This is a genomic window from Pseudomonas sp. St290, assembly GCF_018325805.1.
Classification (GTDB): domain Bacteria; phylum Pseudomonadota; class Gammaproteobacteria; order Pseudomonadales; family Pseudomonadaceae; genus Aquipseudomonas; species Aquipseudomonas bijieensis.
This window is the reverse complement of the sequence record NZ_AP014703.1, coordinates 3,757,828-3,780,273: the sequence shown is the minus strand read 5'-3', so window position 1 is coordinate 3,780,273 and position 22,446 is coordinate 3,757,828. Positions and strand designations below refer to the sequence as shown.

Sequence of the window (22,446 nt, the reverse complement as noted above, 5' to 3'; positions counted from 1 at the left end):
TTTGACCATGATATGTATTTCAATCCTTGGTGGTTGGTCAGGTGTTTTACAGTCAGTGCCTCGGATTTACTTGCTGGATGCCTTTCGAATATGGCGTCTGATGCTTTCGGAAAGTAGGAGATGGCAAATAATCGTCCATTTATAAAGCTGAATTGCGCAGGGCCGGTGCTGTTATCTATTTTGTAGTTGGGTACTTCAAATATTTTTAAAGAGAATTTTTTTCGCAGAAGACCACTGTTTTTTTCTGAGTTTTCTAGAATTACAGGCTTGTAGCCTTCCGTTTCAAGGAGGTTCAAAGTCTGATCAACAAAGCTGCAGCTATTGAAGTTGTTTATTAGCAGGGGTGGAGAGTCCGCGCAAGCCCGTTCAATGTTCACGGGTTCTTGGTATCTGAGTCCAATGGTAGCAAAAACCACAGTTACCAGAGCAATCAGTGCTGCTGATGTTTTCGAGAGTTTAAGAATGGTATTAATAGTATGCACCTTCAGAGCTTGCCTCTGTCCTTAAGATTCCATTGTTAAGAAATATCATGCAGTTTTGGGGGCAGTTTTCAGGAGAGTTGTTGCCCTTGGCTGCGCATATGCCCGCTTGGTTGTTGAAGTCATCCATGGCTCTTTCGCTGGGATTTTGTCCGAAATTTGATATTTCATTTGCCCAGCCTGCTAGCTGACTTACCGTTTCTCCCCAGTTCGATGAGGCAATCATGCAGGATGCAACACAATGTCTATATGCATCTTGAGGCCCATTGTGCATGCCAGGCAATTTACTATTTTGCGCTTCGGTTTCAGCTTTTGCGGACCACTCAAAAATAGATTCCAAACCTAACGGGTCAACGTATTTCAGCGGGTTGCCATTTACATAACTGTAGGTGTTAAGCCCACCCGCCAAACCAATCGGATCGCTCTGCATGTAGCGTCCAGTTTTCGGGTCGTAATCACGAAAATAGTTATAGTGGAGTCCAGTCTCGACATCGTAGTACTGACCGGGAAAGCGCAGGTTGATTTCCAGTTGTCCGCTGGCTTCCTTTGTACCAAATGCATCGGAAACCCACTCCCATATCTTTGTTCGTGCCGCGTTCGTTGCGATCCGCGGTGTGTTGAGGTGGTCGCTATGGAGGTAGAACGCGGCGCTGTTTGCTGGCGCGCCCGTTGCACCGTAGCTCACACTGATCCCGCCCAAGGGCACCCCTTCGAGCCAGATATAAAACTGACTGCTCAGCTTCTTGCCTTGGTTATCGAATACGTGCTCGCCAAGAAGTTCGCCACTCAACCCATAGATAAATGTTGTAGTGCCTTGAGAGGTGATTTTTTTGGTTCGTTGGCCGAAAGCGTTGTAGCGGAACCGAGCCTTGATAGCACCCTTGATTTTCACTTTGCTCAGGCGATTCTGCTCGTCGTAGGAAAACTGACGATTGGCGCGGTCTGCGGTCAGGTTGCCTGCCGCGTCGAAGTCTACCGAGTGGGTGCCTGCCTGCGTCAACCGATTGTTGCTCGCCCCATACTGATAAGACGTGCCAGCGGTGACACGCAACTCGCCGTCAATCAACGTGCTGAGCGCTTTTTGGGTGCGGTTACCCGCGGGATCATAAACGTAAGTCATCCGGTTGAAAGCAGTGGATTCTCCTATCAGGCGATCCAGCGGGTCATAGCTGTAGCCATGGTTGTCGACTGAGTCGCGTTGCATTTGAGTCATGTTTCCCTGGCCGTCGTAGGTATAGGCGTTGCTCTGGCCTGCAACGGTTTGAGCGGTCAGCCGGTAGTCCAGATCGTAGGTACGTTGAAGCGTAGTCCCGTTGGCCCAGGTCAGGTTTTTAAGCGGACCGAAAGGTTGATACGTGATGTTGCTGGCGAACGCGGTCGGCTGCCCCGTGCCCTGCCGAATTTGTACTTGGCTGATTTGTCCTGTGGTGTTGCGCGAGTAGACGATGCTGAAACCTGTTGGATAATCGATCCTGCTCAATCGATTGGCTACGTCGTATCCATAGCCGATTTGTTCTGGCTGAGTGGCTGTGTTTGCGGGCGCTGTTTGCCGCTGGGCTGTAACGTTGCCTTGGGCGTCGTAGGTGTAATTCAGCTCCCCGTTGACGTCCTCCACGGCTGTCAGTCGGCCGATGCCTTTGTTACCGGCGGCAATCGAATCGTAGTGGAACTGAACGTCCAGTGTCGGGTTCGTCGGATAGCGGCGGGCGGTCAGGCGATTGAGCGCATCGTAGGTAAAAGTCGTGACCACACCACGCGCGTCCACCTGTTGCGTCACGTTGCCTGCGGCATCGTGCTGGTAGTGAGTGGCGCCGCTGTCAGGGCTGTTCACCCGCGTCAGGTTTCCCAGGCCGTCGTATTGATATTGAGTGGTTACACCACGTGGGTCGCGGACTTGCGTGAGGTTATCTTGAACGTCGTACTCAAGTTGAGTGATGCCATTAAGCGGGTCAGTATTCGTCACCCATCGGTTCAGTGAGTCAAAGGCCCGTTGATGGCTGTGATTGCGGGGATTGGTCAGCGCGATCGGATTATCGTTGAGGTCGTACTGTGTCCGGCTTGTGTGGCCGGCAGCACCCACTGAACGCAGCAAGCGCCCCAGTTCGTCATACACCCATTGATGTTGTCTGGTCAGATGACCGGCCTTGTCCTTGATCCGTACCGCAGTCCGGTTCCCCATCGGGTCGAGGTCAAATTCGATCTGTTCCCCTGCGTTATTGGTCACTCGAATGAGCCGCCTTGCGTCGTCCCAGGTGTAAGTCGACCAGCTATTGTCTGCGCGAATGATCTTGGTGATGTCGCCCACGGCATTGTGTTCAAGGCGAACAGTGCCGGTAGCGGTACTCAGCGACCTCACCCAGCCTTGTGGTGCATAGGTCAGGTTTGTAGTAACACCATTGGAATCGACAACTGTCTTAGGGTTGCCGGCGGCGTCAAAGTTGGAAAATGTGGTGGTGTGCCCGAGCGCGTTGATAATGCGCGCCAGATGTCCTTTGGCATTGTAAGCGTAGCGGGTAATGTCGCTGACATCTGTTCGGGGCCCATCTGATGACTCCAGCAGCCCCTGGGTATTGTAGGTGAATGACCAGCCACGTTCGGCAGCTTGACAAAGAGGAAGGGTGGTAATGGTTCCGCCCAAAGCGAGAGCGAACAGAGCAACCTTGCATGTCAATGTATTCATATTCAGATCCTTCTGAATTAACGTGAAATGATTGTTTTACTGAGCTGGCGCCCTTGAGTGTCGTAGGTGTATTGAATGGAGCGATCCGCTTCGTTGATGCGCACTGGGGAATACAGCGTCGGGTGCCATTCGGTGGTGATCGTTCTTGCTTGAGAAGTGCCGCTCGCTTCCGTGCGAGAGGTTTCCAGGCCTCGGTCGTTGTAGAGATATTTGGTTATATTGCCATTGTTGTCTGTTTTTGTTGTCAGCAGACCGTGGGCGTCGTAGGTGAAAGTTGAGTTGCTATCGGGACAGTTGGCCGATGGAAGACCCGCAATAGATTTTATGCGTTTGACACCTTGAATCAATTCGAATTGATATCGTGTTTCTTTACCCAGTGCGTTGCGTACCGTCGATGACCCGTCAGGGTTGTAGCCGACAGAGATTTTTTCTATACCCGTCGCGTGTTCACTCGTAATGGCGCGCCCTTGAGCATCATAAGTCCATGTGGCATAACGTACCCCGCGCTCATCAATAATGCCGGTCAGCAGTCTGCTATCTTTCGGGTCTTCGTAGAGGTATTGTTTATTCTCCGTATGGGACGGATAGGTTTTGGTCATAGAGGTTAGCTGTTTGTAATTGTTGTAGGTATAGCTAATGCTTACGTCTCCCGCAGTAACGATAAGAGGCTGTTTTAACGTGTCCTCGGTAAATTTTAAGGTCTTGCCGAAACCATCAGTGACGGTCGCAATGTTGTCTATATAGGCAATGCTCAGCTCGCTACCTGATTTAATAAGCGCAATTAACCTTCCGTTACTATCAAATTCAAGTGAGCGATTATTGGGGGCATGATAGCTCCAACGGTCCGACTGATAGACGAGCGTTCCTGTTTCGGGTGGCCTAGCCTCATAAGACGTTCCCTTTTTTTCAAAAAAGGATCGACTTCCATCAGGGTTAATAAGCGTGATCAAGTTTTCTTCGAGGCTGAGCCTGGATGAATAACTGTGCCGCCATACTCCATCAACGCTTCTGTAGAATCTTGAAAAATCGAGTGGATTTGCGCTTGGGTGTGAATACACAGTTGAGTAATCGTTTTCTGTTTGTATTTTGTAACCTGTTGCGAAATTTATTGGGTTTCCCGCTAGGCTCAAGGGGCAGCCACTGTCGACGCCTTGAGCCTCGCATTGACCTGAGGTCTTATTGAATTGTTGGTTTTCGCTACATGTGTTGCCGCTGCGGAGAATGGCTACAGCGCCATAAGAGTCGTTTAACGGATCCTTGCCATATATCATGTGGCAATGCCAGATGTGATCGTCCTCCGTGGCTACCGCAGGTGTGTAATTCCAGATTTCTTCATACTCTTCATGTAACCATCTACAAGCCAATTCGGGTGAGGGCTGTCGCTCTTGGAGGTGTTCCGGGATTTGCTGAATCGTCCAATAGTATTCTTCTGCCAAGGTATGGAAGTTTGCTGTAAGTGATAAGAGCAGTAATGAGTACGTTAAAAGCTGCTTGCGTAGCATTCAGGATTCCTTCTGGTGTCAGGTTGTTGTCCTCCTGAATGATGGTGAGATTGATCGCTGTAAAACGATACATATATATAGTGTTGTAACCTTATGTTGTGATCCAGCAAAGCACTCGCCACGCTGGCAGTCAGGGAAACGGCCAATAGCCACCGATCGCTGTGCGTCGCCTACAATCACTTGTGTATTTGACCTCCCGCGGACACAGAACAACTTTTTACGCCTAGTCGCTTTCAGAACACGTTTCGTCGTCCATGTGCAATCGCCAACCCCCGGGAGTGGCAAGCTGTGAGGATGCCCCGGACCAGGTGCGCCAAAGACACCTGGCCGGAGAGCGAGAATGGCGATCGGATGTGCCACGCTACCGTGACGTGGGCCGGACGCCGCAGCCAAGACTCCGGACGGCTGCCGCTATGCAGCGGTGGCGTTCGAGATGCCGAGGTACGTTTATGCCTGATGAGACGCTTCACCTGCCTTTGATCCATAGCGTGCTTGCGCGCGAAAAGGACACCCCCGGTGCCTTGCTGCCGATTCTCCATGCCATCCAGGCCGGCTGCGGATATATCCCCGACAATGCCGTCCCGGAGATCGCCCACGCCCTGAACCTCAGCCTGGCCGAAGTGCGCGGGGTCATCAGTTTCTACCACGATTTCCGCCCCACGCCGCCGGCGCGCCATACCCTGCGCCTGTGCCGGGCCGAGTCCTGCAAGAGCATGGGGGCCGAAGCCCTGGCTGCGCAGTTGCGCGAGCAATTGGCGCTGGACGATCACGGCACCAGCGCCGACGGAAGCATCAGCCTGCGGCCGGTCTATTGCCTGGGCGCCTGCGTCTGCTCACCGGCCCTGGAGCTGGACGGGGAGTTGCATGCCCGGATCACGCCCGAGCGTCTGCGTCAGTTGGTCAATGACTGCATGGAGGAGGGCGCATGCTGACGCTCTGTATCCCCCGCGATTCGGTGGCCCGTGCCGTGGGCGCGGACAAGGTGGCCGATGCGTTGGCCCGTGAGGCTGAACGTCGGCAGCTGCCGCTGGAGGTGTTGCGCACCAGTTCCCGTGGCCTTTATTGGCTGGAACCGCTGGTGGAGCTTGAAAGTGCCGGTGTCCGGCTGGGTTTTGGTCCCGTCACACCGGCCGATGTGCCGAGCCTGCTGGATGCGCTGGCAGGCGATCCCGGCAGCCATCCGCTGGCCCTGGGGCCGGTGGAGGACATTCCTTATCTCAAGAGCCAGCAGCGCCTGCTGTTCGCTCGCGCCGGCATCACGCAACCGCTGTCCCTGGATGACTACCGTGCCCGAGGCGGCTTCCTCGGCCTGGCCCGGTCCATCCAGATGGATGGCGCGGATGTCGTCGCCAGCGTGCTGGATTCCGGCCTGCGCGGTCGGGGCGGGGCGGCATTCCCGGCGGGCATCAAGTGGCGCACCGTGCGCGATGCCGCGGGGGTACAGAAGTATGTGGTGTGTAACGCCGATGAAGGCGACTCCGGTACGTTCGCCGACCGCATGTTGATGGAAGGCGACCCCTTCCTGCTGATCGAAGGCATGATCATCGCCGGTGTCGCCGTAGGTGCGACGATGGGCTACATCTACGTGCGCTCGGAATACCCGGCCGCCATCAGCACGCTGAACGAAGCGCTGGGCATTGCCCGTGACGCCGGTTACCTGGGGGCGAACGTGAGCGGCAGCGGCTGCGCCTTCGACATTGAGGTTCGTGTGGGGGCGGGTGCCTATATCTGTGGCGAGGAAACGGCGCTGCTGGAGTCCCTGGAGGGCAAGCGCGGCACGGTTCGCGCCAAACCGCCACTGCCTGCCATTCAAGGCCTGTTCCGGCTGCCGACGCTGGTGCATAACGTGGTGACCCTGGCCTCGGTGCCGATCATCCTGGAGAAGGGTGCGCAGTTCTATCGCGACTTCGGCATGGGCCGTTCCCTGGGCACGATGCCGTTCCAACTGGCCGGTAACGTCCGTCACGGCGGCCTGGTGGAACGTGCCTTCGGCCTGAGCCTGCGCGAATTGGTGGAAGGCTATGGCGGCGGTACCGCCAGCGGTCGCCCGCTGAAGGCTGCACAGGTGGGTGGGCCGCTGGGCGCCTGGGTGCCGCCTGCGCAATTCGATACGCCGCTGGACTATGAGGCGTTCGCCGCCATGGGCGCGATGCTCGGCCATGGTGGCGTGGTGGTGGCCGACGACAGCCTGGACATGGCCCAGATGGCCCGGTTTGCCTTGCAGTTCTGCGCCGAGGAATCCTGCGGCAAGTGCACGCCATGCCGGATCGGCTCCACCCGTGGGGTGGAAGTGGTGGATCGCTTGATCGCCAGCACGGAAGTGGGTGCTCGTCAGGAACAGGCCCTGCTGCTGCAGGATCTGTGTGACACCCTGCAATACGGTTCGCTCTGTGCCCTCGGTGGGATGACGTCCTACCCTGTCGCCAGCGCCCTCAAGCATTTCCCCGCCGACTTCGGTCTGGCGACCACGGAGGCCGACCAATGATCAACATCTTCGACCCCAGCACCGATATCGACCTGGGCACCCCGGCACGTGAAAGCGACGTGCAGGTCAGCCTGACCATCGACGGGCGCGAAATCAGCGTCGCCTCCGGCACCTCGGTCATGCGTGCCGCCGCCATGCTCGGCACCACCATTCCCAAGCTCTGCGCCACCGACAGCCTGGAAGCCTTCGGCTCCTGCCGCATGTGCCTGGTGGAGATCGATGGCATGCGCGGCTATCCCGCTTCCTGCACCACGCCGGTCACCGAAGGCATGGTGGTTCGCACGCAAACCTCCAAGCTCGCCACGCTGCGGCGCAACGTGATGGAGCTGTACATTTCCGACCACCCGCTGGACTGCCTGACATGTCCAGCGAACGGCAACTGCGAATTGCAGACCGTGGCGGGGCAGGTGGGCCTGCGCGAGGTGCGCTACGGCTATGAAGGTGCCAACCACCTGGCCGAGGCCAAGGACGTTTCCAACCCGTATTTCGACTACGACCCGAGCAAGTGCATCGTGTGCAGCCGCTGTGTGCGCGCCTGTGAGGAAATTCAGGGCACCTTCGCCCTGACCATCAGCGGGCGCGGTTTCGATTCCCGGGTGGAGGCGGCCGGCGGTGACAATTTCCTCGATTCCGAATGCGTGTCTTGCGGTGCCTGCGTGCAGGCGTGTCCGACGGCGACTTTGATCGACAAGAGCGTCGTGGAGATCGGCCAGCCGGAGCGCAGTGTCATCACCACGTGTGCCTACTGCGGCGTGGGCTGTTCGTTCCGTGCCGAGATGAAAGGCGAACAACTGGTGCGCATGGTCCCGGACAAAAATGGCCAGGCCAACCATGGCCACTCCTGCGTCAAGGGCCGCTTTGCCTGGGGCTACGCCACGCATCCAGACCGCATCACCAAGCCGATGATCCGCAAGCACATCAACGACCCGTGGCAGGAAGTCAGCTGGGACGAGGCGGTCACTTACGCCGCCAGCGAATTGCGCCGGATCCAGCTCAAGTACGGGCGTGACTCCATCGGCGGCATCACCTCCAGCCGCTGCACCAACGAAGAAACCTACCTGGTGCAGAAACTGGTGCGCACCGCGTTCGGTAACAACAACGTCGACACCTGCGCCCGTGTCTGCCATTCGCCCACCGGTTACGGTCTCAAGCAGACCTTGGGCGAGTCCGCCGGGACCCAGAATTTCGACTCGGTGATGAAGGCCGACGTCATCCTGGTGATGGGCGCCAACCCCACTGACGCGCACCCGGTGTTCGGCTCCCAGCTCAAGCGCCGCTTGCGCCAGGGCGCTCGTTTGATTGTCATCGACCCGCGCCGGATTGACCTGGTGGATTCACCCCATGCCCGCGCCGACCTGCACTTGCAACTGCGCCCGGGTACCAACGTGGCGATGCTCAACGCGCTGGCCCATGTGATTGCCACCGAAGGCTTGATAGACCAGCCTTTTGTCGAGGCGCGATGCGAGGCGGCGGACTTCGCTCGCTGGCGTGATTTCGTCAGCCTGGCGGAAAACTCCCCCGAGGTCCTGGGCCCGGTGTGTGGTGTGCCTGCCGAGCAGATCCGCGCCGCCGCACGGCTCTACGCCACCGGCGGCAACGCGGCCATTTACTACGGCCTCGGCGTCACCGAGCACAGCCAAGGCAGTACCTCTGTCATGGGCATCGCCAACCTGGCCATGGCGACCGGCAACATCGGTCGCGAAGGTGTCGGGGTGAACCCGCTGCGTGGACAGAACAACGTCCAGGGTTCCTGCGACATGGGCTCGTTCCCTCACGAGCTGCCGGGCTATCGGCATATTTCCAACGAAACGGTGCGCGCCCAGTTCGAACAGGCGTGGAACGTGACCTTGCAACCTGATCCGGGCCTGCGCATTCCGAACATGTTCGAGGCGGCCCTGGACGGCACTTTCAAGGCGCTTTATTGCCAAGGCGAGGACATTGCCCAGAGCGATCCCAATACCCAACACGTGACTGCCGCCCTGAGCGCCATGGAGTGCGTGGTGGTGCAGGACATCTTCCTCAACGAGACGGCCAAGTTCGCCCACGTGTTCCTGCCGGGCAGTTCCTTCCTTGAGAAGGACGGCACCTTTACCAACGCCGAACGCCGCATCTCCCGCGTTCGCAAGGTGATGGACCCGTTGGCCGGCAAGGCCGACTGGGAAGCCACCATCGCCCTGGCCGACGCCCTGGGCTACAAGATGCACTACAACCATCCTTCGCAAATCATGGATGAAATCGCCCGCCTGACGCCGACGTTCAGCCGCGTCAGCTACGCCGAACTGGAGCGTCATGGCAGCCTGCAATGGCCTTGCAACGATGCTGCGCCGGACGGTACGCCGACCATGCACATCGAGCAGTTCGTGCGCGGCAAGGGTCGCTTCATGCTCACTGGCTACGTGCCCACCGAGGAGAAGGTCAACAACCGCTATCCGCTGCTGCTGACCACCGGCCGCATCCTCAGCCAGTACAACGTCGGCGCCCAGACCCGGCGCACCGACAACGTGGCCTGGCACGAGGAAGACCGGTTGGAGATTCACCCAACCGACGCCGAGAACCGTGGGATTGTCGATGGCGACTGGGTCGGTATCGGCAGTCGTGCCGGGCAGACCGTACTGCGGGCGAAGGTGACCGAGCGAGTGGCGCCGGGTGTGGTCTACACCACGTTCCACTTCCCTGAATCGGGCGCCAACGTGATTACCACCGACAACTCCGACTGGGCCACCAACTGCCCGGAATACAAGGTGACGGCGGTCGAAATCGTGCGGGTCAGCCAACCTTCGGAATGGCAGAAACGCTACCAGGCGTTCAGTGATGAACAGGGGCGCCTGCTGAAGGAACGCCGCCATGCCGAGAAAGCCGAGGTGCGTCGATGAGTTCTGAAAGCCTGATCAAGATGGCCAACCAGATCGGCCAGTACTTCGCCAGCGAGCCGGACAAGGCAGTGGCGGTGCGTGGCGTGTACCAGCACATCAAGAGCTTCTGGACGCCGGCCATGTGTCGCGAGTTGATGGCCTGGCAAACGAAACATCCCGACGCGGTCCTGCACCCGTTGGTGTTGGCGGCATTAATGGAGTTTGAAAAAGCGGCTTAGTCGTAGGAGCAAAGTCCTGTAGAACCTGCACAGCCCCGACCGGCGCTCTCGTCAACGACGAAGGGAATCGGCCGGGGCTGCGTGCGTTTCAGTTATTGGTTATTGACGGTGACATAGGGGTCCCAAGTGTTGGTCGGGCCAATCTGGTTCAGGTTACGGTCCAGTAGAACGAAGTAGATTTGGTACCAGAGCTTTCCTGGGCTCAGCGCAGTGGACTGCCAGAAGGTATAGGTCACATCGGTTTTGGCGATACCGCCGGGGGCACCGTTGTCCAGATAGGGCACAGGGATGCCGGGGATGTTGAACGGTGTCGGTTTGGAAATGGTGCCCTTGTAATCACCGCCCTGGTGAGGGTCGCCGATCTCGATGTCTTTGATCAATGCGATGCGGTCGAAATTGCGCGACAGCGTGGTGGCGCGCCAGCGAATGATGTCGCCGGGGTTTACATCGAACCACAACTCGTTACCGCCTTCGCCTTCGCCGCTGCTGATGTTGGCGTGGCTGTCGATGGCGCTGCGGGTCACCAGCATGGCAATCGCACCGCCTACGTCATTGGGGTGGGCGAGCAGGTAGTCGGCGTCAACGTTGACGAGCACATCAATGGTTTGGGTCGCTCCAGACATTTTGTTGCTCCTTGAGGGTAATGACATTGAAGACCGCGCCTACAAAGGCGTCCGGGCCACCCGGTCCCTGGGTGCGGTCTCGAGAGCAACGATAGGTGATGGCTTTGTGGAGTCAAATTTCGAACTCTTGACGCTGGTCAAGCGCAGCGAGGCGGGGCTGAAGTATAGCTTTGATTAAGCTCGGGACTTGGTAATCTCTTAGCGGATGACGGGTGTTTTTCCGGCAGCTTGAGTAGGTGAAGGCGCACAACGAGTGTCATCAATAACCTGTGCATCCACATGAAGTCTCTTACCTCAAGCTGCACAATTACTGGCGTCAAGTTATCTGCGTTGCGCTTATTGGATGGCTGTCCTAATCTCCGGGACAAGGCATTGTGCCAGCAACGACTAGGGGAAAGGGATGTTCACCGAAAACGCACCGGTTCAGGTTGCAAAGGCGTTGTGCTCAGCCTTCAGCGCTCGATTGGCATTGGCATGTGCGCTTTCACTCTTCATCGCGGGCTGCGCTGTTCCAACAGGGAAGGCGCATCTTTTTAAGGTTCAGCCTGCTCGTCCTACAACGGACGTCAATAAGTTTGAGGCTGCAAAAAAACTTAAGGACGAATGGGAAAGCGCCCAAACCCAGGCGGACGCTGTGAAAAAGAAACAAGGGGTGGCAGCCACTGAAATCGAGGCCGCCAATACACGAGCGCAACAAGCCAGAAAAAAATTCGAAGACGCTATCCGCGATTGGAAAGCCGAACGCCTGCGTTTGGATGATGATATTTTCAGCACCGATAAAGCCGGCGCCATTCGCAAACCTGACAGCAACGGCAACGGTGGCGATGTGTTCGCTATCTATTTGACGGATGCTTACTTTAAGTACCTCAAGGACCTCGGTGGGGTGAACGAGGTCGTGATCGTTGCCGAGTTCACCGAAGTGAGTGGCGAGGATAAAAGCGCAACGGTGACCAAAGTACTCGGGCCTTACCTCGGGGTTGCCGATAATTCCAAGCCGAACCTGCTGAACAAGTTGTTGTACGGACCCAAAAAGCTCGAGTCCGATCACCTGTCGATGAAGTTGACCGTGTTGGAATACGACCAGGGCGAAAACGAAGACTCCGCAGCTTTCCTCGACTTTATCGGATCGGCCAGCAAGACATTGTCCCTGGCCAACCCGATAACAGCCGCTGAACAGGTGTTTGCCAAAGAAGTCGCCAAAAGTCTGTTGGCTCTCAACAAAGATGACATTGTGTTGGAAATCGACGTGGACATGGTGGCAGGTCCTGACGATGAGGCCGTGGAAGGTAACGGTTCGATAGTGGCGCTCAAGCCTGGGAATTATGTGCTGATCAACCAGGAGCGCTGTGCTCCCACCAACTGCTATTTCTATTTGACCAATCGGGGCAATAAAGGGAATCCGCTGGCTTGGCTGGGGGACACGTTGATGCTGGTGCCTACTGCCATGCGGCGCGGTTGGACTGACACGCCAGACGGAACGTCTTTGGAAGACATCAAGGCTGGCGAGATCGAGTACGACAATCACGGTCTGCAACAGAGCGGCAAAAACGAGACGTTCGTAGACAAGACCTGGTTGTCATTTGCAGTCTACAAAGGGGGCGATGATGTGCTCTGGGGACGGCGACGTGCGTTGAATGAGGCAGAGAAAGCCGTCCAGTCCATCAACAGGCAAGAGACCAGTGCACTGTTGAAGAATGCCGACTATGAGCGTGCCAGGACGGCCCTGGATGCTGCCCAGCAGGCCGAGCAAGAGAGCCGCAGCGGGATAACCTTCGTTTCACCCCTGGATGCCAAGGGACGATTCGCGCCTTCAGTCAAGAACGACTCGTTTTGCCTTACGCACGCCAAGCCGGTCAGCAACCCCCAGTATTCGTTCTATCAACTAAAAGAAGGAGCTGCGCCCACGCCGATCAAGAGTGTGGCTCTTGTTCCCGGCAAATCCACATCCAGCGTGTCGTGCTTCAGCTATCAGGCAAACACTTTGACAACTGGTAAGTACCAATTGGTCGTGACCACACCTGGGGAAATGATCCCCGTGACCCAGAATGCAGGCTTTGAGATGTTGCCATAAGTTGAACAGATCAATCCTGCCACGGGGGTAGCGATCAGGCGTCGGATGTCTTCCATGTTTGTGCATTGCGAGGGTCGCAACGGGTCCATGCAGTGAGCTCCGCTTGTTGAACAAGACCGGCTCAGCGCGAGCCGATCTTTTGATGAAGTTTAGAAGCACCAGTCCTCAGCGCGAACGGCACGACAGAAGGCGCCTGCCAGAGGCCATTGTGCCGCCGCCATCGCGAGCAGGCTCGCTCCCACAAGGTTTAGCCTTCGAGCCCGCGTTGTTCAATCACGCCAAACACATCCGCCACATCCTGCACCAGGATCCGGGCGACGTTGGTGATGGTGTTGATGTCGCTCGTTGCCGAATCACGCAGGCTGCTGCAAGCGACCAAGGTCAGGTAATCGAGAGTGGCGTGCAGGCGTTCGCTGGCGCAGGCGTGGAGTTCGGGGAGTGGGGCTTGGGTGTCGATCAGCAGGACGGGGTGGGTGGTGGCTGTTTGGGTGAGAGGGGTGAAGCGGCTGGATGAGTGAGTTGTCATGAGGTTGAATTCCTTTTAAGAAAGAAGAAATGCCACCTTTTGCTGCGAATCAAATGGGTGGCAGTTGCGCGAGGGTTCGCAGACCGAGGAAAGAATCCAAAAACTCGGCAGACCCGAAAGTCTCCCGCGCACAACCGCCATAAAATGAACGCGGGCAAGTTTGCCTGAATTTCATTTGACGGTATTAGATCTTTTTCATCGAGGGCTGCGAAACCCAGCCACCGGCCAAAGCCAGCGACGACCCAACTATAGAAGTCGATCCCGGCACCCACAACCGACCTGTAGGACGCACGCGCCCCCTGTGGCGAGGGGATTTATCCCCGCTCGGCTGCGCAGCAGTCGCAAAACCGGTACCTGCGGAGTACCTGGCGAAATAAGGTCGCTGGTTTGGGGCCGCTTCGCAGCCCAGCGGGGATAAATCCCCTCGCCACAGAGGTAAATTCCTACGAGTTTTTCAGAAGGCCAAATCACCGTCGGAGGGGTGGAGACTTTCCGGATTTCTAGCGACAGCCCCGAAAAAACGCCCTGATATCCTCTGCCAACAACTCCGGCTGTTCCAACGCCGCAAAGTGTCCGCCTCGGGGCATCACGGTCCAACGCCTCACGTCGCAGCAGCGCTCCACCCAACTCCTTGGCGGCATGGGTAGCTCCTTGGGAAACAACGCCACCCCAACCGGCGGCTTCACCCGTTCGCCGCTGTTGAACAGCAACGGCCGCTTGCTACCTTCCACATACTGGCGAAACGACGAGCCGATGCAGTTCGTCAGCCAGTACAGGGTGACATTGGTCAGCAGCCATTCTCGATCGATGGCGGGGTTGGTATCGCACCAGGACAGGATCTTCTCGCCCATCCACGCCAAGAGTCCCGCCGGTGAATCATTCAGGCCCACGGCCAGAGTTTGCGGCTTGGTTCTCTGGAGGTGGGCATAGGCGCCTTCGGCATCGGCAAATGCCCCGGCGCGTTGCAAAAACGCGGTTTCTGCCGCTGTCTGCGGGGGCTCGGTTTCGCCAAGGGGCGGGCGATAGGAGCCGGGGATGTAATTGAGATGAATGCCGGTCACGCGCTCGGGAAAACGCACGCCCAGCCACGTCGACACGCCTGCACCGATGTCTCCACCCTGGGCGCCAAACCGCTCATAGCCGAGCCCCGTCATCAACTCACTCCACAAACCGGCCACTTCATAGGGGCCCATGCCAGGTTGCTGGAACGGCGCGGAAAAGGTGTAGCCGGGCAGCGACGGCACCACCACATCGAAGGCATCCGCAGCATCGCCGCCATGGCTGGCCGGGTCCGTCAGCAGTGGGATGATGCGCTGCATCTCGATGAACGAGCCGGGCCAACCGTGGGTGAGGATGAGAGGCATCGGATTCGGCCCGACGCCTCGCTGATGAATGAAGTGGACCTGCTGCTCGCCGATGTCGGCGACAAATTGCGGCAAGCGATTGAGCGCCGTTTCCTGGGCGCGCCAATCGAACGCGCTCGACCAATAGGCGAGAAGCTCCCCAAGCACGTCCATGTCCATACCCTCGTCCCAACCTTGCCCGGCCAAGGGCTCCGGCAACCGGGTGTTCCTCAGGCGATGCCGCAGCTCTTCAAGGGCGTGTTCGGAGATATCGATGGAGAAGGGTTTGATGAACATGGGTGTTTTCGCCGTGATCAGGTGGCATCTACAAATGACATGACATGCGTCGCAGAATCGTCCTGGACCTGCTGGAATCTGCAGCGCAGGTAAAATGCGGCTCCCTGCGGTGTATCCGTGGACAGGCGAACGACACGGAAATTCAGGGCCGCATATTCCAGAAGGTGTTGCACCAGAACCTTACCCACGCTCTGGCGCCTTGAAGCAGGTACGACGTACACCCGGCGTAGTCTACCGGTATCCGGCCCGACATAGGGATCGCAAGAAAGACCACCTATGGCAATCAGTTGCCCATTGCAGAAGGCTCCAAAAAGCCCTTCACCGGGGCGGTCGAACCGATTGGAGCCGTTTTTCCAATCTATTACCAAACGGGTGAGGAACCTGAAACCCTCTGCAACTGCCTCGGTTTCCAACAGCGGAATTTGAGGAGCAAGGGCTGAGATTTGGTGTATCGCCAATTCATCGGCTGACCTGACCACTAGCGTCGACCCGTGCGTGTACTCACATCCACCCACACCGCCAGCACCAGAATGCTGCCCTTGACGATCATCTGCCAATAACTGTCGACATCGAGCATGGACATGCCGTTGTCCAGGCTGGTGATGACCAGCGCGCCGAGCAGGGCGCCGTAGACAGTGCCGGAGCCGCCGCGCATGGAAGTACCGCCGATGAAGCAGGCGGCGATGGCGTCGAGTTCGCCCATGTTGCCCGCCGAGGGCGAACCGGCGGCCAGGCGTGCGGTGTTGACCACGCCGGCAAGGGCGCACATCACGCCCATGATGCCGAAGATCCACAGTTTCACCGCCTGCACGTTGATGCCCGACAGGCGTGTGGCTTCCATGTTGCTGCCCACCGAGTAGACGCGGCGGCCGAACACGGTCTGGCTGGTGACGTAGCTGAACACGCCCAGCAGGATCAGCAGAAGCAGCACCGGCACCGGGATGCCGTCGTAGCTGTTGAGGGTATAGACGAACCCGGCCAGCACCGCGCCGATCAGCACCACGCGCAATACGTCACGCACCAATGAGTGCGCCGCCAGGCCATGCAGGGCACGGTTGCGCCGCTGTTTCCAGGTCAGGAACAGGGTCAGGGCGAACAGCAGGATGCCGAGCCCGGTCCCGACCGTGTGCGGCAAGTAACCCTGGCCGACGTACACCAGCTCCGGTGACACCGGGGCAATGGTGGTGCCGCCGGTCACCCCCAGCAGGATGCCGCGAAAGGCAAGCATGCCGCCCAGGCCGACGATGAACGACGGGATGCGCAGGTAGGCCGTCATATAGCCGTTGCCCAAGCCAATCACCAGGCCACACAAGGCCACCAGGCTCAGGTTCGCCAGCAGCGGGATGTGATAGACCACATCGAGAATCGCCGCCAGGCCACCGAGCAACCCAAGCAACGAGCCCACCGACAGATCGATCTCGCCGCTGATGATCACCAGCACCATACCGCAGGCGAGGATCCCGGTGATGGACATCTGCCGCAGCAGGTTGGAGAGGTTGCGCGGGGTCACGAACCCGCCGTCGGTCTGCCAGCTGAAGAACAGCCAGATCACCGCCACGGCGATCACCAGGGCGAGCATTTTGTAGCGGCTGAAAAGTTGTTTGACCTGATTCATCTACGCGGACTTCCGATCATTATTGTTATGGCCATCGGGCTGGCTGAGTGCGGCGGCGAGCACCTGTTCCTGAGTGAGTTCGTGGTTGATGAAGTCGCCGCGCAACTGGCCTTCGCCGATCACCAGCACGCGGTCGGATACCCCCAGCACTTCGGCCAGTTCCGAGGAGACCATGATGATCGACACGCCTTCGGCCGCCAGCGCGCCCATCAACTTGTAGATCTCATACTTGGCGCCGACGTCCACGCCGCGGGTCGGCTCGTCGAGAATCAGCACGCGGGGTTTGGTCAGGAGCATCTTCGCCAGCACAGCTTTTTGCTGGTTGCCACCGGAGAGGCTGGTGATCGGCAGGAACGGGCTTGCGGTCTTGAGGTGCATCCGCGCGATTTCCTTGTCGATGCTGCCCAGTTCGGCTTCGGCGTCGATGCGGGTCAGTTTCGAGTAGTTGTCCAGCACCGCCAAAGTGATGTTCTGGCCGACGCCCAAGTCCGGGATGATGCCTTGGCGCTTGCGGTCTTCGGGGACCATGCACAGGCCGGCACGGATCGACTTGAGTGGCGTGCGCGTGTCGATCTGTTGGCCGCCCAGCCAGACTTCGCCTTCGTAGCGCCCGGGGTAGGCGCCGAACAGTGCCGAGACCAGTTCGGTGCGACCGGCGCCGACCAGCCCGGCGATGCCGAGGATTTCCCCGCGCTTGACCACGAACGAAATGTCGTCGACTCGTTTGCGCTTGGGGTTGTCGACGTCGTAGCAGGTGAAGTGGCGTGCTTCGAAAATCACCTCGCCGACCTCATGGGGTTCGGTGGGGTAGAGGTTGCTCATTTCCCGTCCGACCATCTGGGTGATGATCTTCGGAATGTCCATCTCGGTCATCGCGGTGGTGGCGATGTGTTTGCCGTCGCGGATCACCGAAATGGTGTCGCACACGGCGGCCACTTCATCGAGCTTGTGGGAGATGTACACGCAGGCAACGCCCTTGGCCTTGAGGTCGCGGATGATGTCCAGCAGCACCTCGATTTCCGAGCGGGTCAGGGCCGAGGAGGGCTCATCGAGGATCAGCAGCCGTGCCTGCTTGTTCAGTGCCTTGGCGATTTCCACCAATTGCTGGTAACCACCGCCGTACTGCGAAACCGGTAGCGAGACGTTCATGTCCGGCACCTTGAGTTCACGCATCAAGGCTTCGGCACGGTGGATCATCGCCGGGTAGTTCATGCGCCCGCCGGGCAGCGTCAGCTCGTGGCCCATGAAGATGTTTTCGGCCACCGACAGGTCGGGGACCAGGGTCAGTTCCTGGTGAATGATGACGATCCCGGCGGCCTCGGTTTCGCTGATGGATTGTGCCTTGAGCGGCTGGCCGTCCCAGAGGATTTCACCGTCCCAGGTGCCATACGGATAGACCGCCGAGAGGACTTTCATCAACGTCGATTTGCCGGCGCCGTTCTCGCCGCACAGGCCGACGCATTCACCCGGTCGGACCTTGATGTCGATGCCATTCAGGGCTTTGACACCGCCAAAGGTTTTGACGATTCCGTTCATTTGCAGCAGGTAGTCGGACATGGCGAGGGCTCGAATAAAGAGGGCTCAGGCATCACCCCGATGCCAGTCAAGTCACAGGGCATGTGGGAGCGAGCCTGCTCGCGATGGCGATGGGTCAGCTGGCATCAATAGTGGATGTGCTGCCGTCATCGCGAGCAGGCTCGCTCCCACAGGATCTTTGCTTAACCAAAGATCCGGGCTTTGGTCACTGCCCGGCGATCTGCGCCTTGGTGTAGAACCCATCCTTTTCCAGCAGGTCGATGTTGTCCTTGGTCAACGGTGTCGGGGTGAGCAGGATGGTATCGACCTTTTTGCTACCGTTGTCGTATTGCGAACTGAAGCTGGGTTTCTCGTTACGCGCCAGTTGCACCGAGAGCTTGGCGGCTTCGGAGGCGATCAGTTTCAGCGGCTTGTAGACAGTCATGGTCTGGGTGCCATCGATCACGCGCTTGACTGCGGCGAGGTCGGCGTCCTGGCCGGAGATCGGTACCTTGCCGGCCATCTTCTGTGCAGCCAGGGCCTGGATCGCACCGCCGGCGGTGGCGTCGTTGGAGGCGACGATGCCATCGATCTTGTTGTTGTTCCGGGTCAGGGCGTTTTCCACGATGCTCAAGGCTTCGGTGGGGTTCCATTCCTTGACCCACTGTTGGCCGACAATCTTGATGTCACCCTTGTCGATGGCCGGTTGCAGCACTTTCATCTGGCCTTCGCGCAGGACCTTGGCGTTGTTGTCCGTAGGGGCGCCGCCGAGCAGGAAGTAGTTACCCTTGGGCGCCGCTTTCAACACGCCGCTGGCCTGCATCTCGCCGACTTTTTCGTTATCGAAGGAAATGTAGGCGTCGATGTCGGCATTGAGGATCAGGCGGTCATAGGACACCACCTTGATCCCGGCCTTCTTGGCTTCGGCGACGGCGTTGGTCAGCACGGTGGCGTTGAACGGCACGATGACGATCACATCGACGCCACGGGAGATCAGGTTTTCGATCTGCGAGATCTGTTTCTGCTCGTTGGCATCGGCCGACTGGACGAAGACCTTGGCGTCGAGTTTTTCCGCCGCCGCGACGAAGTAGTCACGGTCCCGCGACCAGCGTTCCAGGCGCAGGTCATCGATGGAAAAACCGATCTTCGGGTGGGCCGCATCGGCCATGACCGGGAGAGACAGGAGGGCGAGGGCGCCGGCGAGTAACGTGCGTTTGAAGGTTTTCATGGTGGTGCGTCCTTTTATTGTTGTTTGAAAGACACTGCCTGACGATGAGCGTGATACCGGGGTAGAACTGTAGAGCGTTGCAGGGCGCCGTGGGCACAGATTTGTCGCGAGAATGTAACAGCCCCTGTGCCCGAACATCGCCCGTTGTCAGGGGTAGATAAACCGATTGACCACGTTTTCGAGCATCTCTTGGCGACCGCTGACGGCCTGGGGATCCAGCTCGTGGGTGAAGGCATGCTCGGCCAGTGACTCGAGGCTGAAATCACCCGCCAGTACCGCCTTGCCAAACGGTTGCTGCCAACCGGCGTAGCGCTGGTCCTTGAACTGTTGCAACCGGTCGTTCTGCACCATGGCCGCCGCGCGCTCCAGGGCGAGGGCGAGGACGTCCATGGCGGCGACGTGGCCGTGGAACAGATCGAGTTCGTCCAGGCTCTGACGGCGGACCTTGGAGTCGAAGTTGAAGCCGCCGTTGCCGAAGCCCCCGGCCTTGAGGATTTCGTAGGTGGCCAGGGTCATTTCCTCGACGCTGTTGGGGAACTGGTCAGTGTCCCAGCCGTTCTGCGGATCGCCACGGTTGGCGTCGATGCTGCCGAAAATTCCCAGCGAGACGGCGGTGGCGATCTCGTGATGGAAGCTGTGCCCGGCCAGGGTGGCATGGTTGGCTTCGATGTTGACCTTGATCTCGTTTTCCAGGCCGAACTGTTGCAGGAAACCGAACACCGTGGCGCTGTCGTAGTCGTACTGGTGCTTGGTCGGCTCCTGGGGCTTGGGCTCGATCAGCAGGTCGCCCTTGAAGCCGATCTTGTGTTTGTGCTCGACCACCATGCGCATGAAGCGGCCCAACTGTTCGCGCTCGCGTTTCAAGTCGGTATTGAGCAGGGTTTCGTAGCCTTCACGACCGCCCCACAACACGTAGTTGGAGCCTTTGAGGCGCTGGGTGGCGTTCATGGCGCTGAACACCTGGGCGGCGGCGCAGGCGAACACTTCCGGGTCTGGGTTACTGGCGGCGCCGGCGGCAAAGCGTGGGTTGCTGAAACAGTTGGCGGTGCCCCACAACAGCTTGATCCCGGTCTCTTCCTGATGGCGCTCCAGGTGGTCGATCATCTGGGCGAAGTTGTTACGGTAGTCCTTCAGCGAACTACCTTCCGGGGCGACATCGGTGTCGTGGAAGCAGTAGTAGTCGATGCCCAGTTTGGAGAAGAACTCGAAGGCCGCTTCGGCTTTGCCAATGGCCAGTTCCATTGGGTCTCCGGCGTGCTGCCATGGGCGCTTGAAGGTGCCGGCACCGAACACATCCGAGCCCGGCCAGACGAAGGTATGCCAGTAGCAGACCGCCATGCGCAGGTGCTCGCGCATGGGTTTACCGAGCACCAGTTTGTTGGCGTCGTAGTGGCGGAAGGCAAGTGGCGAATCGCTGGCGGAGCCTTCGTAGCGAATCTTGTCGACACCGGGGAAGTACGGCATGTGCAATTTCCTTTTTATTCTTGGCGGTGTCCCGATACTAACGCCGGCCCTATGGCTGCTGATTATGAAAATCACCAACGGGCCGTTCGATTTTGAGTATTGAGATTCGCTGGCTGCACGCCTAGTCTGTGCTCATCGGCCCAGGGTTAAACCAATGAAAACCGTCCCGCCCGTTCACCGCATTGCGCTCCTGTTCAACGGCAGCAAGATCTACGACCGCGGCATCATCAGTGGCATCGGCAACTACCTGAGCAGCACGCGCGCGTCCTGGGACTTGTTCCTCGAAGAAGATTTTCTCTGCCGCTTGAAAGGCATCGAGCGCTGGCAAGGTGACGGGATCATTGCCGACTTCGACGACCCGCTGATTGGCGAGGCGCTGGCCGGGATCAAGCTGCCGGTGGTGGCGGTGGGTGGTTCGTATCAGGATGAACGCGCTTATCCGCAGGGCATTCCCTATGTCGCCACCGACAATGAAGCGTTGATGAAATTGGCCTACGAGCACCTGGTCGAGGCCGGCTTGACCCGTTTCGCCTGTTTCAGCCTGCCTGAAGCCCAAGCCAACCGCTGGGCCCAGGAGCGGGAAAAGGCTTTTCGCCGGCTGGTGCAGCGCGACGGTCTGCACGCCGAGGTCTATCGCGGCATGGGCACCAGCGCACCGCTCTGGGACAGCGCCGTCGAACAGCAGATCGCCTGGCTGCAAAGCCTGCTCAAACCCATCGGCATCATCGCCGTCAGCGACGCGCGCGCCCGGCAGCTGCTGCAAGCCTGCCTGACCGCCGGGATCGCCGTGCCCGAGCAAGTGGCGTTGATCGGCATCGACAACGATCCGCTGACCCGCAGCCTGACGCGGGTGCCGCTGAGTTCGGTGATCCAAGGCACCGAAACCATGGGTCGCACCGCCGCGCGCCTGCTCCATCAAATGCTGCACGGCATGCCGTCCACGGGCACACAGATTCTGATACCGCCGGATGCGATCAATGTGCAGGTTTCGAGCCTGCACCAGCCGTTGGGCAACCCTTATGTGATGCAGGCAATGCTCTTCATCCGCCAATACGCCTGCCAGGGCATCAAGACTGCCCAGGTGGCGGCCTATGTGGGCGTGTCGCGTTCATCGCTGGAATCGCACTTTCGCAAGGAGCGCGGCTGTAGCGTCCACGACGAAATCCTGCGCTTCAAACTGGCCGCTGCCGCCAACGGACTGGAAAACACCAACTCGCCGATTGCCGACATTGCCCAGAATTGTGGCTTCAAATCGGCGCAGTACCTGCATACGGTGTTTCGCCGTGAGTTCGGCTGCACGCCTCGGGAATATCAGCAGGGAGCCAATACGGCCACTCACTGACCCACGGCCGAACCGCTCTTGTGGCGAGGGGATTTATCCCCGCTGGGGCGCGAAGCGGCCCTGAAACCTGGCAGCCTGGTGTGTCAGGTTGATTGAGTGGATAACATTGGAGCTGCTGCGCAGCCCAACGGGGATAAATCCCCTCGCCACAAAGGCACGGTGAGCCATTGCCACAAGGGGTACAC

16 protein-coding genes are annotated in these 22,446 nt (G+C 58.6%); 6 read left to right on the top strand and 10 right to left on the bottom strand.

The features are described 5' to 3' along the window. Nucleotides 1–468: 468 nt before the first annotated feature. Both PBDP_RS16440 and PBDP_RS16435 read right to left on the bottom strand, forming a co-directional pair. Nucleotides 469–3,159 carry an RHS repeat domain-containing protein gene (locus PBDP_RS16440; RefSeq protein WP_212800959.1) on the bottom strand — a complete coding sequence of 897 codons (2,691 nt, stop codon included), beginning with the start codon at nt 3,157–3,159 and terminating at the stop codon, nt 469–471. A gap of 17 nt (nt 3,160–3,176) precedes the next feature. Continuing rightward, entirely contained in the window at nt 3,177–4,661 is a 1,485-nt protein-coding gene (locus tag PBDP_RS16435) for a DUF6531 domain-containing protein (RefSeq protein ID WP_212800958.1), read from the bottom strand. 449 nt (nt 4,662–5,110) lie between these two features. Between PBDP_RS16435 and PBDP_RS16430 the strand changes: the two genes are divergently transcribed. Genes PBDP_RS16430 through PBDP_RS16415 form a run of 4 tightly spaced genes read left to right on the top strand, consistent with a single transcriptional unit; the run spans nt 5,111 to nt 10,237 of the window. After that, complete coding sequence (locus tag PBDP_RS16430; protein ID WP_212800957.1) at nt 5,111–5,593, top strand: formate dehydrogenase subunit gamma; 483 nt, start codon at nt 5,111–5,113, stop codon at nt 5,591–5,593. Beyond that, nucleotides 5,587–7,146, top strand: a complete 1,560-nt coding sequence (locus PBDP_RS16425; RefSeq protein ID WP_212800956.1) for a formate dehydrogenase beta subunit — start codon at nt 5,587–5,589, stop codon at nt 7,144–7,146. Before PBDP_RS16430 ends, PBDP_RS16425 begins: the two co-directional genes overlap by 7 nt. Further along, nucleotides 7,143–10,019: a formate dehydrogenase subunit alpha gene (fdhF, locus tag PBDP_RS16420; RefSeq protein WP_212800955.1), complete on the top strand. Its 2,877-nt coding sequence runs from the start codon at nt 7,143–7,145 to the stop codon at nt 10,017–10,019. Before PBDP_RS16425 ends, fdhF begins: the two co-directional genes overlap by 4 nt. After that, nucleotides 10,016–10,237, top strand: a complete 222-nt coding sequence (locus PBDP_RS16415) for a formate dehydrogenase subunit delta (protein WP_109753008.1) — start codon at nt 10,016–10,018, stop codon at nt 10,235–10,237. The genes fdhF and PBDP_RS16415 overlap by 4 nt, the downstream gene beginning before the upstream one ends. Before the next feature lie 92 nt (nt 10,238–10,329). On the opposite strand, the gene PBDP_RS16410 is transcribed toward PBDP_RS16415, so the two are convergent. Next, on the bottom strand, nt 10,330–10,860 hold the full coding sequence (locus PBDP_RS16410) for an AidA/PixA family protein (protein WP_163858383.1): 531 nt from the start codon (nt 10,858–10,860) through the stop codon (nt 10,330–10,332). A 400-nt stretch (nt 10,861–11,260) separates the two neighbouring features. Here PBDP_RS16410 and PBDP_RS16405 point away from each other — a divergent pair, with 400 nt between their 5' ends. Then, a complete protein-coding gene (locus PBDP_RS16405) occupies nt 11,261–12,931 on the top strand; it encodes a hypothetical protein (protein WP_212800954.1) in 1,671 nt (556 codons plus the stop codon). A 247-nt stretch (nt 12,932–13,178) separates the two neighbouring features. Here the strand turns inward: PBDP_RS16405 and PBDP_RS16400 are convergent, their stop codons facing one another. The 7 genes from PBDP_RS16400 to xylA form a co-directional block, all read right to left on the bottom strand. Continuing rightward, nucleotides 13,179–13,457, bottom strand: coding sequence for a fructose-bisphosphate aldolase (locus tag PBDP_RS16400; RefSeq protein WP_212800953.1), 279 nt, complete (start codon nt 13,455–13,457; stop codon nt 13,179–13,181). A gap of 500 nt (nt 13,458–13,957) precedes the next feature. Next, on the bottom strand, nt 13,958–15,097 hold the full coding sequence (locus PBDP_RS16395) for an epoxide hydrolase family protein (protein WP_109753004.1): 1,140 nt from the start codon (nt 15,095–15,097) through the stop codon (nt 13,958–13,960). A 17-nt stretch (nt 15,098–15,114) separates the two neighbouring features. Further along, nucleotides 15,115–15,576 (bottom strand): GNAT family N-acetyltransferase, encoded by a 462-nt coding sequence (locus PBDP_RS16390; protein ID WP_212800952.1) that lies wholly within the window; start codon nt 15,574–15,576, stop codon nt 15,115–15,117. After that, nucleotides 15,576–16,712, bottom strand: a complete 1,137-nt coding sequence (locus PBDP_RS16385; RefSeq protein WP_212800951.1) for a sugar ABC transporter permease — start codon at nt 16,710–16,712, stop codon at nt 15,576–15,578. The genes PBDP_RS16390 and PBDP_RS16385 overlap by 1 nt, the downstream gene beginning before the upstream one ends. After that, complete coding sequence (gene xylG, locus PBDP_RS16380) at nt 16,713–18,269, bottom strand: D-xylose ABC transporter ATP-binding protein (protein WP_212800950.1); 1,557 nt, start codon at nt 18,267–18,269, stop codon at nt 16,713–16,715. It lies immediately after the preceding gene. Nucleotides 18,270–18,453: 184 nt separating this feature from the next. Then, entirely contained in the window at nt 18,454–19,455 is a 1,002-nt protein-coding gene (xylF, locus tag PBDP_RS16375; protein ID WP_109753000.1) for a D-xylose ABC transporter substrate-binding protein, read from the bottom strand. 147 nt (nt 19,456–19,602) lie between these two features. Continuing rightward, nucleotides 19,603–20,919 carry a xylose isomerase gene (xylA, locus tag PBDP_RS16370; RefSeq protein ID WP_212800949.1) on the bottom strand — a complete coding sequence of 439 codons (1,317 nt, stop codon included), beginning with the start codon at nt 20,917–20,919 and terminating at the stop codon, nt 19,603–19,605. Between the two features lie 154 nt (nt 20,920–21,073). On the opposite strand from xylA, the gene PBDP_RS16365 reads away from it, so the two are divergent. Beyond that, a complete protein-coding gene (locus PBDP_RS16365) occupies nt 21,074–22,261 on the top strand; it encodes a XylR family transcriptional regulator (protein WP_212800948.1) in 1,188 nt (395 codons plus the stop codon). The last annotated feature ends 185 nt before the right edge of the window (nt 22,262–22,446 follow it).

Excerpts from the sequence above, each read along its gene's own strand:
- PBDP_RS16440 (WP_212800959.1), bottom strand. The coding sequence starts at position 3,159 with ATGAATACATTGACATGCAAGGTTGCTCTGTTCGCTCTCGCTTTGGGC.
- PBDP_RS16435 (WP_212800958.1), bottom strand. The coding sequence starts at position 4,661 with ATGCTACGCAAGCAGCTTTTAACGTACTCATTACTGCTCTTATCACTT.
- PBDP_RS16430 (WP_212800957.1), top strand. The coding sequence starts at position 5,111 with ATGCCTGATGAGACGCTTCACCTGCCTTTGATCCATAGCGTGCTTGCG.
- PBDP_RS16425 (WP_212800956.1), top strand. The coding sequence starts at position 5,587 with ATGCTGACGCTCTGTATCCCCCGCGATTCGGTGGCCCGTGCCGTGGGC.
- fdhF (WP_212800955.1), top strand. The coding sequence starts at position 7,143 with ATGATCAACATCTTCGACCCCAGCACCGATATCGACCTGGGCACCCCG.
- PBDP_RS16415 (WP_109753008.1), top strand. The coding sequence starts at position 10,016 with ATGAGTTCTGAAAGCCTGATCAAGATGGCCAACCAGATCGGCCAGTAC.
- PBDP_RS16410 (WP_163858383.1), bottom strand. The coding sequence starts at position 10,860 with ATGTCTGGAGCGACCCAAACCATTGATGTGCTCGTCAACGTTGACGCC.
- PBDP_RS16405 (WP_212800954.1), top strand. The coding sequence starts at position 11,261 with ATGTTCACCGAAAACGCACCGGTTCAGGTTGCAAAGGCGTTGTGCTCA.
- PBDP_RS16400 (WP_212800953.1), bottom strand. The coding sequence starts at position 13,457 with ATGACAACTCACTCATCCAGCCGCTTCACCCCTCTCACCCAAACAGCC.
- PBDP_RS16395 (WP_109753004.1), bottom strand. The coding sequence starts at position 15,097 with ATGTTCATCAAACCCTTCTCCATCGATATCTCCGAACACGCCCTTGAA.
- PBDP_RS16385 (WP_212800951.1), bottom strand. The coding sequence starts at position 16,712 with ATGAATCAGGTCAAACAACTTTTCAGCCGCTACAAAATGCTCGCCCTG.
- xylG (WP_212800950.1), bottom strand. The coding sequence starts at position 18,269 with ATGTCCGACTACCTGCTGCAAATGAACGGAATCGTCAAAACCTTTGGC.
- xylF (WP_109753000.1), bottom strand. The coding sequence starts at position 19,455 with ATGAAAACCTTCAAACGCACGTTACTCGCCGGCGCCCTCGCCCTCCTG.
- xylA (WP_212800949.1), bottom strand. The coding sequence starts at position 20,919 with ATGCCGTACTTCCCCGGTGTCGACAAGATTCGCTACGAAGGCTCCGCC.
- PBDP_RS16365 (WP_212800948.1), top strand. The coding sequence starts at position 21,074 with ATGAAAACCGTCCCGCCCGTTCACCGCATTGCGCTCCTGTTCAACGGC.